General features: G+C 69.2%; 12 protein-coding genes and 1 tRNA gene. 12 read left to right on the forward strand and 1 reads right to left on the reverse strand.

Features of this window, described 5'->3' with window-relative positions:
* The first annotated feature begins 574 nt into the window (after positions 1–574).
* The 9 genes from dnaN (at position 575) to ACYVOM_RS40460 (ending at position 11,896) form a co-directional block, all read left to right on the forward strand.
* Complete coding sequence (dnaN, locus tag ACYVOM_RS40420) at positions 575–1,705, forward strand: DNA polymerase III subunit beta (protein ID WP_460308932.1); 1,131 nt, start codon at positions 575–577, stop codon at positions 1,703–1,705.
* 201 nt (positions 1,706–1,906) lie between these two features.
* Positions 1,907–2,782, forward strand: coding sequence for a phosphogluconate dehydrogenase (NAD(+)-dependent, decarboxylating) (gnd, locus tag ACYVOM_RS40425; protein WP_460308933.1), 876 nt, complete (start codon positions 1,907–1,909; stop codon positions 2,780–2,782).
* Between the two features lie 223 nt (positions 2,783–3,005).
* Positions 3,006–4,136, forward strand: a complete 1,131-nt coding sequence (gene recF, locus ACYVOM_RS40430) for a DNA replication/repair protein RecF (protein WP_460308934.1) — start codon at positions 3,006–3,008, stop codon at positions 4,134–4,136.
* A gap of 293 nt (positions 4,137–4,429) precedes the next feature.
* Positions 4,430–4,927: a DciA family protein gene (locus ACYVOM_RS40435; RefSeq protein ID WP_460308935.1), complete on the forward strand. Its 498-nt coding sequence runs from the start codon at positions 4,430–4,432 to the stop codon at positions 4,925–4,927.
* Between the two features lie 291 nt (positions 4,928–5,218).
* Positions 5,219–7,162 carry a DNA topoisomerase (ATP-hydrolyzing) subunit B gene (gyrB, locus tag ACYVOM_RS40440; protein ID WP_460308936.1) on the forward strand — a complete coding sequence of 648 codons (1,944 nt, stop codon included), beginning with the start codon at positions 5,219–5,221 and terminating at the stop codon, positions 7,160–7,162.
* Positions 7,163–7,219: 57 nt separating this feature from the next.
* Positions 7,220–9,733 (forward strand): DNA gyrase subunit A, encoded by a 2,514-nt coding sequence (gene gyrA / locus ACYVOM_RS40445; RefSeq protein WP_460308937.1) that lies wholly within the window; start codon positions 7,220–7,222, stop codon positions 9,731–9,733.
* A complete protein-coding gene (locus ACYVOM_RS40450) occupies positions 9,730–10,599 on the forward strand; it encodes a DUF3566 domain-containing protein (protein WP_460308938.1) in 870 nt (289 codons plus the stop codon). The genes gyrA and ACYVOM_RS40450 overlap by 4 nt, the downstream gene beginning before the upstream one ends.
* 77 nt (positions 10,600–10,676) lie before the next feature.
* Positions 10,677–10,750 (forward strand) — tRNA-Ile (locus ACYVOM_RS40455).
* 369 nt (positions 10,751–11,119) lie between these two features.
* Positions 11,120–11,896, forward strand: coding sequence for a hypothetical protein (locus tag ACYVOM_RS40460; protein WP_460308939.1), 777 nt, complete (start codon positions 11,120–11,122; stop codon positions 11,894–11,896).
* Between the two features lie 11 nt (positions 11,897–11,907).
* Here ACYVOM_RS40460 and ACYVOM_RS40465 read toward each other — a convergent pair whose 3' ends face one another.
* Complete coding sequence (locus ACYVOM_RS40465) at positions 11,908–13,083, reverse strand: alanine racemase (RefSeq protein ID WP_460308940.1); 1,176 nt, start codon at positions 13,081–13,083, stop codon at positions 11,908–11,910.
* 622 nt (positions 13,084–13,705) lie between these two features.
* Here ACYVOM_RS40465 and ACYVOM_RS40470 point away from each other — a divergent pair.
* The 3 genes from ACYVOM_RS40470 (at position 13,706) to ACYVOM_RS40480 (ending at position 15,627) form a co-directional block, all read left to right on the forward strand.
* Positions 13,706–14,398 (forward strand): Crp/Fnr family transcriptional regulator, encoded by a 693-nt coding sequence (locus ACYVOM_RS40470; protein WP_460308941.1) that lies wholly within the window; start codon positions 13,706–13,708, stop codon positions 14,396–14,398.
* A gap of 78 nt (positions 14,399–14,476) precedes the next feature.
* Positions 14,477–14,947 (forward strand): hypothetical protein, encoded by a 471-nt coding sequence (locus ACYVOM_RS40475; RefSeq protein WP_460308942.1) that lies wholly within the window; start codon positions 14,477–14,479, stop codon positions 14,945–14,947.
* Positions 14,948–14,994: 47 nt separating this feature from the next.
* The gene (locus ACYVOM_RS40480) at positions 14,995–15,627 is read left to right on the forward strand and encodes a TetR/AcrR family transcriptional regulator (protein WP_460308943.1); all 633 of its coding nucleotides are present in this window, start codon (positions 14,995–14,997) and stop codon (positions 15,625–15,627) included.
* The last annotated feature ends 137 nt before the right edge of the window (positions 15,628–15,764 follow it).

Genomic DNA, 15,764 nt, shown 5'->3' on the forward strand with positions numbered 1-15,764 from the left:
GGATCACCGCGAAGTCCACAGGATCTCGCCTGTGGATGAAGCTGTGGACCACGTTGGGGACAACGTGTGGATAACCTGTCTAACCTGTGGACGACCTGTGGAGAGTACCGTTCGGTATTCGAATGGCCTGTGGACAGAGCCGTGGATAACCTGTGGAAAAAGTCCCCGAGCCTGTGAATTGCCTGTGGATACCGAGGTTTTCCACAGGCCGGGAGTCCGCAGAGTGTCGTACGCCTATGTCACGATTTACCGTGACTCGCATTTAGCCCTGTGGACAGATCTGTGGAGAACATGTGGACAAGTGGGGGTCCGGCTGTGGACGGAGTGTGGACAACTTTTCGTCGTCCACAGGGGGCTCGGTTGTCCACAGGTGAGTACCCACAGGCGCTGGGGATAAAAAAGTGGCCTTGAGCAGGGGAACCATGAGTTATCCACGGTTTCCACAGCCCCTACTACTACTACGACTCTCTCTCTATAACTGAACAAGGAAAAGCCAGAACCAGTAAGGGCCTTGTGGATCATGTTCCCCGAGCGCCCTTCGCGAAACCCTCAACGATCAAGGAGGCGGGTCCCGTTGAAGTTCCGCATCGACCGTGACGCCCTTGCCGAGGCGGTGGCCTGGACGGCCAGGACGCTCCCGGCGCGGCCCCCTGTGCCCGTGCTGGCCGGCATGCGGCTGGAGGCCACCGAAGAGAGCCTCACGCTCTCGGCCTTCGACTACGAGACCTCCGCCGAGGTCTCCGTCGCCATCGGCGGCCAGGAGCCCGGGACGGCCCTGGTGTCCGGCAAGCTCCTCGCCGACATCTGCCGCGCCCTTCCTCCCCACCCTGTGGACGTCACCACCGACGGGGCGAAGGTCATGCTCCAGTGCGGGTCGGCGAAGTTCACACTCCAGACGATGCCTGTGGAGGACTACCCCTCGCTGCCGCAGCTCCCGCCGGTCGCGGGCGTGGTCGGCAGCGACGAGTTCGCCGCGGCCGTCGCCCAGGTCGCCATCGCCGCGGGCCGCGACGACACGATCCCGATGCTCACCGGCGTCAAGGTCGAGATCGAGGGCGACACCGTCACGCTCGCCTCGACCGACCGCTACCGGCTGGCCGTCCGCGAGTTCAAGTGGACCCCGGAGAGCCCCGACCGCTCGGGCGTCGCGCTCATCCCGGCGAAGACCCTCGCCGACACCGCCAAGTCGCTGACCTCCGGCGCCGAGGTGAAGATCTCGCTCGGCGGCGGCGCCGACGGCCAGGGCGAGGGCATGATCGGCTTCGAGGGCGGCGGGCGCAAGACCACCTCCCGCCTCCTCGACGGCGACTTCGTGAAGTACCGGTCGCTGTTCCCCGCCGAGTACGCCGGCTACGCAGAGGTCCAGACCTCCCAGTTCGTCGACGCGCTCAAGCGCGTGTCCCTGGTGGCCGAGCGGAACACCCCTGTGCGGCTCCAGTTCAGCCAGGGAGAGGTCGTCCTGGAGGCCGGTACCGGAGACGAGGCCCAGGCCGTCGAGGCCCTGGAGGCCACGCTGGAGGGCGAGGACATCAACATCGCCTTCAACCACCAGTACGTCCTCGACGGGCTCTCGCACATCGGCTCGGACATCGCGCGCCTGTCGTTCACCACGCCGACCAAGCCGGCGGTCCTCACAGGCAAGCCGGTCGATGAGGGGGCGCCGACCTACCGCTACCTGATCATGCCGGTCCGGCTGTCGGGCTGAGTCCTGTGGAAAACCCACTTGTCCACAGGCGCCGGCGATCCGGCGCGGCCCTGTGGACAAGTGGGTGTTCGCTTTCGCGGGCGGACGTGCCGATGCCGGGGTAGGGACGGGTTGTGGAGGACTAGCCTTGAAGGCGGTTTCCCACAAGGAACGGCTTTCAGGCACCTCCGCACCGGAGGGCCTGTCCCTAAGAGGAGTGGCATGGAACTGGGACTCGTCGGCCTGGGCAAGATGGGCGGGAACATGGCCGAGCGGCTGCGCCGCGGCGGCCACACGGTCATCGGTTACGACCGCGACCCGGCCCTCAGCGACGCGGGCTCGCTGGCCGAACTCGTCGAGCGGCTGCCCGCGCCGCGCGTCGTGTGGGTGATGGTCCCCGCGGGCGCCGCGACACAGGCGACGATCGAGCAGCTCGGCGAGCTGCTCTCCCCCGGCGACCTCGTGGTCGACGGAGGCAACTCCCACTACGTGGACGACCAGCGCCACGCCGCGGAGCTGAAGGCCAAGGGCATCGGGTTCGTCGACTGCGGAGTCTCCGGCGGCGTCTGGGGCCTGGAGAACGGCTACGCGCTCATGGTCGGCGGCACGGCCGACGACGTGGCCAAGGCCCAGCCGATCTTCGACACGCTGAAGCCCGAGGGCGAGTTCGGCTTCGTCCACAGCGGCGAGGTCGGCGCGGGCCACTTCGTGAAGATGGTCCACAACGGCATCGAGTACGGCATGATGCAGTCCTTCGCCGAGGGCTACGAGCTGATCAAGGCTTCCGGGATCGTCACCGACGTGCCCGCGACCTTCAAGAGCTGGCAGGAGGGGACGGTCATCCGGTCCTGGCTGCTCGACCTCCTGAACCGCGCGCTGGCCGACGACCCGGAGCTGGAGAGCATCCGGGGCTACGCCTCCGACAGCGGCGAGGGCCGGTGGACCATCCAGGCGGCGGTCGACCACGCGGTCCCGCTGCCCGCGATCACCGCGTCGCTGTTCGCCAGGTTCGCCTCCCGGCAGGACGACTCGCCCGCGATGAAGGTCGTCGCGGCGCTGCGCAACCAGTTCGGCGGCCACGCGGTCGTCAAGGAGTAGCGGTTCTCCCCAGCCTGGGGAAGTCCTCCTCGGGCCTGTGGACGACGGCGGGCCGAGCCCCCTGGCTGGACGCCGTCGTCCACAGGCCGCAGCGGCCTGTGGAAAGTCCCGTGGGTGACGCGGGACCGCTCGGTGGGGTCTTCCCAGGGCGGTGTCAGGCCGGTTGTCCACAGGTTGTGCGCGGGCGCCTCCTCATGGCGGGGTCCGCCCTAGACTCGTGGCTGTGCACGTCGCCCACCTGACCCTCGCGGACTTCCGGTCCTATGCCGTCGCAGAGGTACCTCTCGACGCGGGAGTCAGCGCGTTCGTCGGGCCGAACGGGCAGGGCAAGACCAACCTCGTCGAGGCCATCGGCTACATCGCCACGCACGGCAGCCACCGGGTCGCGGTCGACGCGCCGCTCGTCCGCCAGGGCGCGCCGCGCGCGATCGTGCGGGCCCGGGTGCACCGGGACGTGCGCGAGGCACTCATCGAGATGGAGATCAACCCGGGCCGGGCGAACCGGGCGCGGCTGAACCGCGCGCCCGTCCCCAGGCCCCGCGAGATCCTGGGGATGCTGCGCACCGTCCTTTTCGCCCCCGAGGACCTCGCCCTGGTGAAGGGTGACCCGGGCGAGCGCCGCCGCTTCCTCGACGAGCTGCTCACCACGCGCCATCCGCGTTTCGCGGGGGTCCGGGCCGACTACGACAAGGTCCTCAAGCAGCGGAACGCCCTGCTGAAGAGCGCGGCCCAGCAGCGCCGAGGCCTCAGCGCGGAACTCGCCGCGACCCTCGACGTCTGGGACACGCACCTCGCCCAGGTCGGCGCGGAGCTCCTGGCGGCCCGGCTCGATCTCGTGGCGGCGCTTTCCCCGCTGGTCGCCAAGGCCTACGCCGAGCTGGCGCCGGGCGCGGGTGCGGGCCTGGAGTACCGCTTCTCGCGGGGCGAAGGGCCGGGAGAGTTCTCCACAGGCCGTGCGCAACTCGTGGAGTACCTGCTCGAAGGCCTCGCCGAGGCCCGGCGCCAGGAGCTGGCCCGCGGCACCACGGTGATCGGCCCGCACCGCGACGAGCTGCTGCTCAAGCTCGGCGAGTTCCCCGCGCGCGGGTACGCCAGCCATGGCGAGTCCTGGTCCTTCGCGCTCGCGCTTCGCCTCGCCGCCTACGAGCTCCTGCGCGCCGACGGCGACGACCCGGTCCTCATCCTCGACGACGTCTTCGCCGAACTCGACTCCGGCCGCCGCCGCCGCCTCGCCGAGATGGTCGCCCCCGCCGAACAGGTCCTCATCACCGCCGCAGTCCCCGAAGACGTCCCCGTCGAGCTGACCGGCGCCGTCTACACCGTCGCCTCCGGCGAGGTGACCCGTGCCGGCTGATCCGCCGCCCCGCTCGGCGCCGATCCCGGCCCTTCCGGCCCGGGCGGCCCATGACGTTCGTCTTCCCCAGGCTGTGTCCGGAGGCGCGCGGCGGTCTGCGGCGACCGCGGGTTCCTGCGGGTGCGGGGAACCGGTCGGCGCGTCCTGGGCGAACAGTTATCCACAGGCTGTGCGGCGGCTTGGGGCAGCCGGGAATTCAGGTGAGTGCGGCGATCCGGTCGGCGCATCTCGGGAGAGCGGTCGTCCACAGGCTGTGGGACGGGGTGGGGGCTTCGTTCGCGGGGAGGGTGATCGTGTCGGGTGATCAGGGGGCGCGGCCGGCCGAGGAGCCGAAGCCGAAGAGCGGGATCGAGTTGGCGCGGGAGGCGCTGGCGCAGGCCCGGGCCGACGCGGCGAAGCGGCAGTCGGTGCCGGGGCAGCGGCGGCGCAAGAAGAGCGGGGACACGCCGCGGGATCCGACGCGCGGCGGCGGTCCCCAGCTGTTCGGGGCCGGGATCAAGAAGCTGCTCGCCGAACGCGGGTGGGAGGAGAAGGCTGCCGTAGGCGGGGTCTTCGGGAACTGGGCCGCGGTCGTCGGGCCGGAACTCGCCGAGCACACCAGGCCGGGCGCCTTCACCGACGGCGAGCTCACCATCGACTGCGACTCCCCCGCCTGGGCGCAGCAGGTGCGCCTGCTCGCCGGGCAGTTGGTGCGGCGCCTCAACGAGGAGCTCGGGGACAATACCGTCACACGGGTGAAAGTCGTGGGTCCGCAGGCGCAGCGCCGCCCTGGGCAGTGGCGTGTCCGATAAGTCCGCTGGACGTCACCGGCGCGTTTGTCAAGCGCCACGTACGCGCCAGTACGGCCCGGGTCGCGTAGGGGGATGTCACTTCCGGCCCGTTCGGCCGCGAGGCGCGACCTCAGCGACCGTCAGCGCCACTTTTGGAGCCCTGACCCTGTAGACTGGCCATGGGTTCAGGACACTGCACCGTGAGCATGGCGCTCGGTATCGGACACGAGACCGGCGCCATCTGTGATTCAACCAAACCGCGTGTTACGGGGCATGCGCAAGCGGTGGGTGTCCCCGGCAGGAGGCTTCCCTTTGTCGTACGACGCTAGTTCCATCACGGTCCTCGAAGGTCTGGAAGCGGTACGCAAGAGGCCCGGCATGTACATCGGGTCCACCGGTGAACGGGGCCTGCACCACCTCGTCTACGAGATCGTGGACAACGCCGTCGACGAGGCGCTCGCCGGGCACAACGACACCATCGTGGTGACGCTCCGCAACGACGGAGGGGTGAGCGTCCTCGACCGGGGCCGCGGCATCCCCGTCGGGCTGCACCCGGTGGAGCAGGTGCCGGCCGTCCAGCTGGTGCTCACCACCCTGCACGCGGGCGGCAAGTTCGACAGCCAGTCCTACGCGGTCTCCGGTGGTCTGCACGGTGTCGGCGCGGCCGTGGTGAACGCGCTGTCGACGCGGCTCGAGGTCGACGTCCAGAACGACGGCTTCCACTGGCGCCAGCAGTACGAGATCGGTGTGCCGGTCGCTCCGCTGAGCAAGGACGAGGAGACCGAGGAGACGGGCACGACCGTCACCTTCTGGGCCGACGACTCCATCTTCGAGAGCACCGAGTACAGCTTCGAGACCCTGAGCCGCCGCTTCCAGGAGATGGCGTTCCTCAACAAGGGCCTGTCGATCACGCTGATCGACGAGCGCGAGGGCCACGAGACCGACGACGGCGACCCCTTCAGCGTCACGTACCACTACGAGGGCGGCATCTCGGACTTCGTCCGGCACATCAATGCCAAGAAGGACGCCGTCCACAACACCATCATCGACTTCGAGGCCGAGGGCGACGGCATCGCCGTCGAGATCGCGATGCAGTGGAACGGCTCGTACACCGAGTCGATCTACAGCTTCGCCAACACGATCAACACGGCCGAGGGCGGCACCCACGAGGAGGGCTTCCGGGCCGCGCTGACGAGCATCGTCAACCGCTACGCGCGCGACCAGAAGCTGCTCAAGGAGAAGGACGACAACCTCACCGGCGAGGACGTCCGCGAGGGTCTGACGTCGATCATCTCGATCAAGCTCTCCGACCCGCAGTTCGAGGGCCAGACCAAGACCAAGCTCGGCAACACCGAGGCGAAGTCGTTCGTGCAGAAGACCTGCAACGACCACCTCAGGGACTGGTTCGAGGCCAACCCGGGCGAGGCCAAGGAGATCATCAACAAGGCGACGCAGGCGGCCCGCGCCCGGGTCGCCGCGCGCCAGGCGCGCGATCTCACCCGGCGCAAGAGCCTGCTGGAGACCACCTCCCTGCCGGGCAAGCTGAGCGACTGCCAGTCCGCCGACCCCTCGGAATCCGAGATCTACATCGTCGAGGGCGACTCGGCGGGCGGCTCGGCGAAGGGCGGCCGGGACCCGCGGTTCCAGGCGATCCTCCCGATCCGCGGCAAGATCCTGAACGTCGAGAAGGCCAGGATCGACAAGGTCCTGAAGAACACCGAGGTCCAGGCGATGATCACCGCGCTCGGCGCGGGCATCCACGACGAGTTCGACATCACCAAGCTCAGGTATCACAAGATCATCCTGATGGCCGACGCCGACGTCGACGGCCAGCACATCCGGACGCTCCTGCTGACCCTGCTGTTCCGCTTCATGAAGCCGCTCGTCGAGGCCGGCCACGTCTACCTGGCGCAGCCGCCGCTGTACAAGGTCAAGTGGAACAAGACCGGCACGGAGTACGACTACGTCTACTCCGACCGTGAGCGTGACCTCGTCATCGAGCAGGGCATCGCGGCCGGCCGCCGCGACCCGCGCACCATCGACGGCATCCAGCGGTTCAAGGGTCTGGGCGAGATGAACGCCGACGAGCTGTGGTCCACCACGATGGACCCCGCCCGCCGGATCCTCCTCCAGATCACTCTGGACGACGCCGCCCAGGCCGACGACCTGTTCTCCGTCCTCATGGGCGAGGACGTCGAGGCGCGCAGGGGGTTCATCCAGCGGAACGCCAAGGACGTCCGCTTCCTGGACATCTGACGCCCGCCGGCACCCAGACCGTTTCCTTACTTCATGACGCAGTAGAAGAGGTTCGCAGTGACCGAGGTGACCAGCGAGGGCCAGCACGACCGGATCGAACCGGTCGACATCCAGGACGAGATGGCCAAGAGCTATCTCGACTACGCGATGTCGGTCATCGTGGGGCGGGCCCTGCCCGATGTGCGGGACGGGCTCAAGCCGGTGCACCGGCGTGTCCTGTACGCGATGTACGACGGCGGGTACCGCCCCGACCGCGGCTACTTCAAATGCGCGCGCGTCGTCGGCGACGTCATGGGTTCCTACCACCCGCATGGCGACTCCTCCATCTATGACGCCCTTGTCCGCCTCGCCCAGCCTTGGTCGATGCGCTACCCGATGGTCGACGGCCAGGGCAACTTCGGTTCACCGGGTAATGACCCGGCGGCGGCCATGCGTTACACGGAATGTCGGATGGCCCCGCTCGCGATGGAGCTTCTGCGGGACATCGACAAGGAAACTGTTGATTTCTCCCCGAACTACGACGGCAAGCAGACCGAACCCGACGTCATGCCGTCGCGGTTCCCGAACCTGCTCGTCAACGGCTCGGCGGGCATCGCCGTCGGCATGGCCACGAACATCCCGCCGCACAACCTGCGCGAGGTGGCGGACGGCGTCAAGTGGTACCTGGAGAACTTCGGCACCGAGGACGAGGAGCTGCTCGACGCGCTGATCGAGCGCATCAAGGGCCCGGACTTCCCCACCGGCGCGCTCATCGTCGGCCGCCGAGGCATCGAGGACGCTTACCGGACCGGCCGCGGCTCCGTCACGATGCGGGCCGAGGTCGAGGTCGAGGAGATCCAGGGCCGCACCTGCCTCGTCGTCACCTCCCTGCCGTACCAGGTCAACCCGGACAACCTGGCGCTGAAGATCGCCGAGCTGGTCCGCGAGGGCAAGCTGACCGGCATCGCCGACGTCAAGGACGAGACCTCCGGCCGCACCGGTCAGCGCCTGGTCATCGTGCTCAAGCGCGACGCCGTCGCCAAGGTCGTCCTCAACAATCTGTACAAGCACACGCAGCTCCAGGAGACCTTCGGCGCGAACATGCTCGCGCTGGTCGACGGGGTGCCGCGCACGCTGCGCCTCGACCAGTTCGTGCGCTCGTGGGTGACCCACCAGATCGAGGTCATCGTCCGGCGCACCCGCTTCCTGCTGCGCAAGGCCGAAGAGCGCGCCCACATCCTGCAGGGCCTGCTCAAGGCCCTCGACCGGATCGAAGAGGTCATCGCGCTCATCCGCGCGAGCGCGTCGGCGTCCGACGCCGAGCAGGGCCTGATCAACCTCCTGGAGATCGACCAGATCCAGGCGCGCGCGATCCTCGACATGCAGCTGCGCAAGCTCGCCGCCCTGGAGCGCCAGGCGATCCTCGACGAGTACGAGTCGCTGATGGCGGAGATCTCGGACTACAACGACATCCTCGCCTCGCCGGAGCGGCAGCGCTCCATCGTCGCCGATGAGCTCGCGGCGATCGTCGAGAAGTTCGGCGACGAGCGCAAGACCGCGATCATCCCCTTCGACGGCGACATGTCCATCGAGGACCTCATCGCCGAAGAGGACGTCGTCGTCACCATCACCCGGGCCGGCTACGCCAAGCGCACCCGCACCGACCAGTACCGCGCGCAGCGGCGCGGCGGCAAGGGCGTGCGCGGCGCCCAGCTCAAGCAGGACGACATCGTCGAGCACTTCTTCGTGACCTCGACGCACAACTGGATCCTGTTCTTCACCAACAAGGGCCGCGTCTACCGGGCGAAGGCGTACGAACTCCCGGACAGCGGCCGTGACGCGCGCGGACAGCACGTGGCGAACCTCCTGGCGTTCCAGCCGGACGAGAAGATCGCCCAGGTCATGGACCTGCGCGACTACGAGGTCGCCCCGTACCTGGTGATCGCCACCAAGGGCGGCATGGTGAAGAAGACGACGCTCTCGGCGTACGACTCGCCGCGCGCCGCCGGCCTCATCGCCATCGACCTCAAGGACGACGACGAGGTCATCGCAGCACGTCTGGCCTCGCCCGAGGACGACCTGCTCATGGTGTCCACCGCCGCCCAGTCGATCCGCTTCAAGGCCGACGACGACCAGTTGCGGCCGATGGGCCGCGACACCCGGGGCGTCATCGGGATGCGGTTCGAGGAGGGCGGGGAGGTGCTCGACCTCCACGTCGTCCGGGAAGGCGCCGACGAAGAGGTCCTCATCGCCACCGAGGGCGGTTACGCCAAGCGCACTCCCGCCGAGCAGTACCCCGTCCAGGGACGGGGAGGCAAGGGTGTGCTGACCGCTAAGATCGTGCAAAACCGCGGCAGGCTCGTCGGGGCCCTTATGGTCCGACCGGAAGACGAGGTATTTGCTATGACCTCCAGCGGTGGTGTCATCCGCACCAGCGCCGGGGAGATCAAGCAGTCCGGCCGTCAGACGATGGGCGTCCGGCTCGTCAACCTCGCTGAGGGCGACGTCGTGGTCGCCATCGCCAGGAACGTAGAGTCGATCGAGGACTCCGCGGACGCCGAGCCGGGGGACGAGGGAAATGAGAACTCGTGAGCACCACCTCTAAGAACGAGAACCGGGCCGGCGGGCCGCCTGAGGGTGGGGCGGCCGGGGGCTCCGTGAGCGGCGAGGCCGCGGCGGCGAAGGCGGATCCGGGGAAGGCCGAAACCCAGGTCGACCTCGCGAAGGACGGCAGTGCCGCCGCGGCGTCGGCCGACGCCCCGGGTCCCGCCGAGGCGGATAAGGCAGGCAGCATGGACAAGGTCGTCGCCAACGGCGCCGGGGACACCACCACCGAAACGGTCATCGACCCGCCTTGGGCGAGGGCCGCCGAACCGGCCACCTCGGTGTTCGCTGACCGGGCGGGGGCCCCGGCGTTCGGCCCCGCCGCGGCCCAGCCCGCAGGCGTTGCGCCCTTGCCGCCCGGCGCGGCGGCCGCGCCCTCCGGACAGCAGCCGTCGACGGACCGTCCCGTGGCCTCGGCCGCCGCGGGACTCGGCGCGCGGCTGAGGGCCGCCGCCACGCAGGCCGGGGGCGGTGCGGACGGCAAGAACCCGCGCCGGGCGCACCTGCAGATCTCGCGGTTCGAGCCGTGGTCGGTGATGAAGTTCAGCTTCATCATGTCGCTGGTCTGCTTCGTGGTCCTGTTCGTCGCGGTCACCGTGCTCTACATGATCCTCGCGGGCCTCGGCGTGTTCGATTCCATCGCGGAGGCGATCAACGAGACGACGAGCAGCCCCGGGGGCGGCACCGACGCCGGAAGCTGGTTCTCGGCCGGCCGCATCCTCGGCTACACGGCGCTCATCGGCGCCCTGAACGTGCTGCTCATCACCGCTCTGTCGACCGTCGGGTCGGTGATCTACAACCTCGCGGCGGACTTCGTCGGCGGCGTGGAGGTCACCCTCAAGGAGGCCGAGTAATCCAGTTCGCGTTGCCACGCGCGATGGGGTAATCTCACTTCTCGTCGCCGAGGGAAACCCCCTCAAGGCAACGCCCCGGGCGTATAGCTCAGTCGGTTAGAGCGCATCCCTGATAAGGATGAGGCCCCAGGTTCAAGTCCTGGTACGCCCACCGGAGAAAGACCCAGTTCAGAGGCCGTGTCCCCCGTAAGGGGGAGGCGGCCTTTTTGCTTTCCGCCCGGAAAGCGGGGCGATAGTGGGGTGACTTCGACGGGCCGTTTTCCGGAAGCGGCCTTCCTTTTCTCGAGCTCTGGACGCCGCTCTCCTGAGCGGCTCGCTGCGGCCTTGGATGGGCTCCGCCGTGCGCGGCGGCGGGCTCGGCGCGTTGCGGCCTCTGGTGGCGTTCTGCGGGCCTCTGAAGCATGATCACGGCCCCGGCCCAGGTGCGACGCCGTGGGCGAGGTGCTCGTCTCCGGGTCCCGGGCAGGGCGGGACTCTGCTCACGGTCGAAGCGGACATTCCATGCCTAGCGTGGGGCGGCATGGAAATGGGATTCGAGGAGTTCTACGGGGCCTGCGGCGCGGTGATCAGCGGTGATCGCGAGCAGGGGAGGCGAGACCTGGAGGGGGTCCTGCCCGCGGTCGTCGCGAGGGGGCCGCGCTGGATGGAGGGGCTGGTGCGGGTGCTGCTCGCCGACCTCGCCGGGCGGAGCGGGGACGTCGGGGAAGGCCTCGGGCAGCTGGGAGCCGCGGTGGACGCAGGGTGGAACGACTGCGTCGCGTGGGGAGAGGAGGCGGGGCTCGCGGCGCTGGCGGGGTCGCCGGGCGGCCTGGAGCTGCGCGGGAGGATCGCGGTGTCGCCCGCCGACCTCGAGGAGCTGCGGTGGATCCACGCCGAACGGGCGAGCGTCGACCACGACACGATGATGATGATTGGGGAGAACATCGGCCGTAAGGACAGCTCCGCCACCGAAGTGCCGCAGGTCGCCCTGCCGATCCGGTCCCCGGACGGACTCGGGGTGCTCGCGGCCCGGGCGATGCTGCGGATGCGGCAGCGGAGCCAACTCGACTCCGTGCTCGCCTCGGACACGATGCGCCGCTCGCACGTCACGTCGATGTCGATCATCGGCAACATGGGGTCGTCGCCGTTCGGCGGGTCGGGATTCGGATCGGGCTTCGGCTACGGCTCGGCGGCGATGGAGGCCGCTTCGTCCCAGGCGCTCGCGAACTCCCGGGCCGCTACGCGCCGCCAGGCGGTGCTCGCTCGTTCGTTCCGCCCGACATCCGGCCTGTCCAACGTTCCCGTCCCGGTGGCCTGAAGGCCCGACGTTCAGAGGTAGTGGAAGGTCGGGTGGGGGTGCATGAGGAAGGAGTGGTGGGAGATGTTCCAGGCGTAGGCGCCGGCCATGGAGAAGGCGACGAGATCGCCTACGCAGACGTGCTCCAAGGGGATGTCGCGAGCGAGGACGTCCTTCGGGGTGCAGAGCTGGCCGACCAGGGTGACCGGCGTGTTCAGGACGGAAGGCGCGTCGCCGAGGCGGGGGCCGGGGACGAGGTGGAAGGGCTGGTCATGGCCCTTCGTCGCGGGAGTGCGCAGGTGGTGGGTGCCTCCCCGGACGATGGCGTAGGCACGTCCGTGTGCGGTCTTCACGTCGAGGACGTCCGTGACGTACCAGCCGTGGTGAACCGTCATCGCCCGTCCGGGTTCGATGCGCAGGGTCTCGCCCGGAAGGGCGAGTGAAGACAGCGCCTTGCCGTAGGCGGCCCAGTCGAAGCGTTTGTTGGGACGCGCGTAGTCGACGGCCATTCCCCCGCCCAGGTTCACCTCGGGAAGGGTGACGCCCGCGCGGGCCAGCCAAGGCCGGGCCCAGTCGAGGATCTCGCGCTGCTGCGCGATGAGTTCGGGCACGTCCAGGCCGGACGCCAGATGGGCGTGCACCCCGCGTAGCCGCAGCCGGGGCGCGGCCGCGAGGATCGGCAGGCAGTCGCCGATGAGACCGGGGTCCATCCCGAACGGGCCGCTCATCGCCAGTGCCGCGCCCGCTCTGTCGCCGGCGAGGTTGACGCGCAGCAGCACGTCGACGTCGCGATCCTCCCCCTCGGCGGCCTCGGCGGCCTCGGCGAGCCTGCGCAGCTCGTAAGGGCTCTCCACGTGGACGCGCTCGGCCCCGAGCCGGACGGCGAGGCGGAGTTCCCGTTCGGTCTTCCCGGGCCCGCCGAAGGCGATCCTGGCATCCGGCAGCAGCCGCCTGACGTGCTCGAGCTCTCCCCCGCTGGCCACCTCGATCCCGGCGACCTCGGCGGCCACCGCGCGCAGCACGGGCGCGTCGGCGTTGGCCTTGGCGGCGTAGAACACTTCGGCTCCGCCCGCGACCGCGGCGACGACCTCCCGGGCGTACTCCCCCAGCCCGGAAATGTCGTACACGTACGCGGGCAGCCGCTCCTCCCCCAGTCCCGCCGCGAACCCGTCCACGTTCACCGGCACACCGGCCTCCCTCCGCGCCACGCCCCCGATCATGCCGCTTCGGCCGCATGCCGGGTCGGCGGGGCGCATTGCTCCCGGCGCGCCGCCGCCGACCCCGCCCCCCGTGGGACGCGGCCCCCTGCCGCTTCCGACAAGTCCCGAGGATGTCCTGCGGGGCCGTCGAAGACTCCCTCGAATGGGGGATTCCTTGTGATCTTTCGGGTTTCTGGGCGGTCCAGTCAAGGGCACTCGGTGCCTTAATCGCAGGGGTGGGCGGGATTTGCGGAACACCGACCAGAGAAGCGGGCGAAATCAGTTTTATCGGCTGGGATAGAGGGGCTGAATACGGTGAATCGTGACACCATGGTCCTCAGGAATCCCGCCGGAGCGCGGGCCGGTGAGCGCACGGGCAGCGCACGCCGGGCCGACCGGGGCGGCCGGAGGGCCGGGGCGGCCGTCCGGAACCCCGAGGCGGGGCCGCGACCGACGCTGAGGAGACCATGACCCGGACACACCGGGCGTGTGCGACCCGCGCTGCCGAAGGCCGAGTCCGGATCGGCCATCACCGCGCAGGACCGACGACCGCCATCCCCTCCCCCGACAGCTCCCCCGAGAACCCCGCCGAATCCTCCATCACCGGGCCCGCACCGAAAGGGCGACGCTGATGGCCGAACGCTCAGGCTCGTGGCCGAAGAGCAGCCTCATAGGCACCCTCACGGAACAGGAGCGAAGCGAACTCCTCCATCTGGGCACCAAGGTCGAGTTTCCGCACAAGGCGGTCCTGGTCCTCCAAGGCGACGAGGACAACGACGTCCTGTACATCCTTCTCGACGGCTTCGCCAAGGTGACCGTGGACACCGCCGACGGAAACCACACAGTCCTGGCCATCCGTTCCCGGGGCGACCTCATAGGAGAGTTCGCCCTTCTCGACGGAGGCCCCAGGACGGCCACCGTCACCGCCATCAACACCGTTGTGGCCGTCCGAATAGGCAAGTCGGCAATGGACGCCTTCCTCGCCGACCATTCGGACACACGCAACAAGGTCATCGCCAGTCTTCTCGCCAAGATGCGCACCTCCACCGAGCGAAGAGTCGAGGCCAAGGCGTGGGGCGCGAGGGAACGGCTGGCGCGCCTGCTCTGCGAACTCGCCGAACGGTACGGAGAGGAGGACGCCGGCGGCGTCGTCATAGGACTGCCGCTCAGCCAATTCGAACTGGGCGGGCTCGCCGGGGCGGGCGAGGCGACCACGGAACGGGTGCTCAACGAGTTCCGGCAGGCGGGCCTCGTCCGGACGAGTTGGCGGCGGATCGTCGTCCTCGACGAGGTCGGGCTCCGATCCCTCTGGCAGGGCTTCTGAGCCGGCGGTCCGAGCCGTCCCGGTGCAAACCCCTGCAAAGAGGGAGTCTCCCCCGCCGGTCGGCGCGACCATCATCGGATGAGCCGACCGGTGGGCGGGATTAGACGGGTCACGTTGGCGCTCGCGGCCGACGCGCCGGTGCGCGGACTGATCGACCGTTCGCCGTTCGACCGCGCGCTGTGGAACGAGGCGGAGGCGGGCCTGCGTACGGGCGTGTTCCCTCCGGGGGTCGACGAGCCCGATCTGCTCGGCGCGATGGTCGAGACCGTTCGGGACGCGCTGCGTGCCGGCTGCGCCGGGTCGCTGGTCCTCGCCCTGCACGAGGGGCTCGCCGCGCTCGTCGACGGGCAGTTCCGCGGGCCGGGGCTGGAGACCGTCAGGGACCTCGGGCGGGTCCGGTTCGACAGTCCATGCTCGATCGTGATCTCCGGACGCCTCTTCGAGGATCTGAGGGCGCTGGAGCGGCCCGTCCTGCCCGTGCACCGGTTCCGTCCGGTCGCGGTCGGTGGGATGACGGCGATGCGCGCCCACCCGCTCGACTGGTCCTGAGCGGCAGGTACTCCCCCGCATCGGTCCGGTGATCTTAGGCTTGTCCCGTGCGACGTGAACCCGGCCTGCGCGAGCGCAAGAAGCGGGAGACCCGGCAGTCGATCTCCGACATCGCCACTGCCCTGTTCCTCGAACGCGGCTTCGACGAGGTGACGGTCGTGGAGGTCGCGGCCGTCGCGAACGTGTCGGCCAAGACCGTCTTCAACTACTTCCCCCGTAAAGAGGACTTGTTCCTCGACAGGTTCCCCGATCTCCTCGAACGTGTCGCCTCGACCGTCAGAGAACGTCCAGAGGGGGTGACGCCGCTGGAAGCGATCAGAGCCGAGTACCTGGTGATGCTCGACGAACGGGACCCCATGACGGGCTTCGGAGACGACCGGCTCACGGCGTTCCGGCAGGTGATCCGGAACTCGGCGGCCCTCCAGGGACGGGTCCGCGAGGTCGTGCAGGAGCTGGAGGGCCTCCTCGCCCTGCTGTACGCCGAGGCGTACGGGGTGCGCAGGGACGATCCAGAGGTCAGGATGGCCGCGGTGACGACCGTGGGCGTGCTCCGGACCATCAACTGGGCCAGCGCCGGGATGCTCGCCGAAGGCGTGTCCGGCGAAGAACTCGCCGACCGGCTGCGCGACCTGGCCGAGGGGATGTTCACCCGCCTCGAACGCGCCCTTGACGCCGGTTGACGCTCCGCGGGGCGGGGGAAGGCCCGCAGCAGAAGGGATCTGTGTCCCGCGAAGAAGGTGACCCCGAAGGTGACCTAGGACAGGTTCGGTAGTGTACGAGGCGTTGCTAGGTTTGAGTTCTGTCCACTTTCGAAGGT

This window comes from Actinocorallia aurea (genome assembly GCF_054783995.1).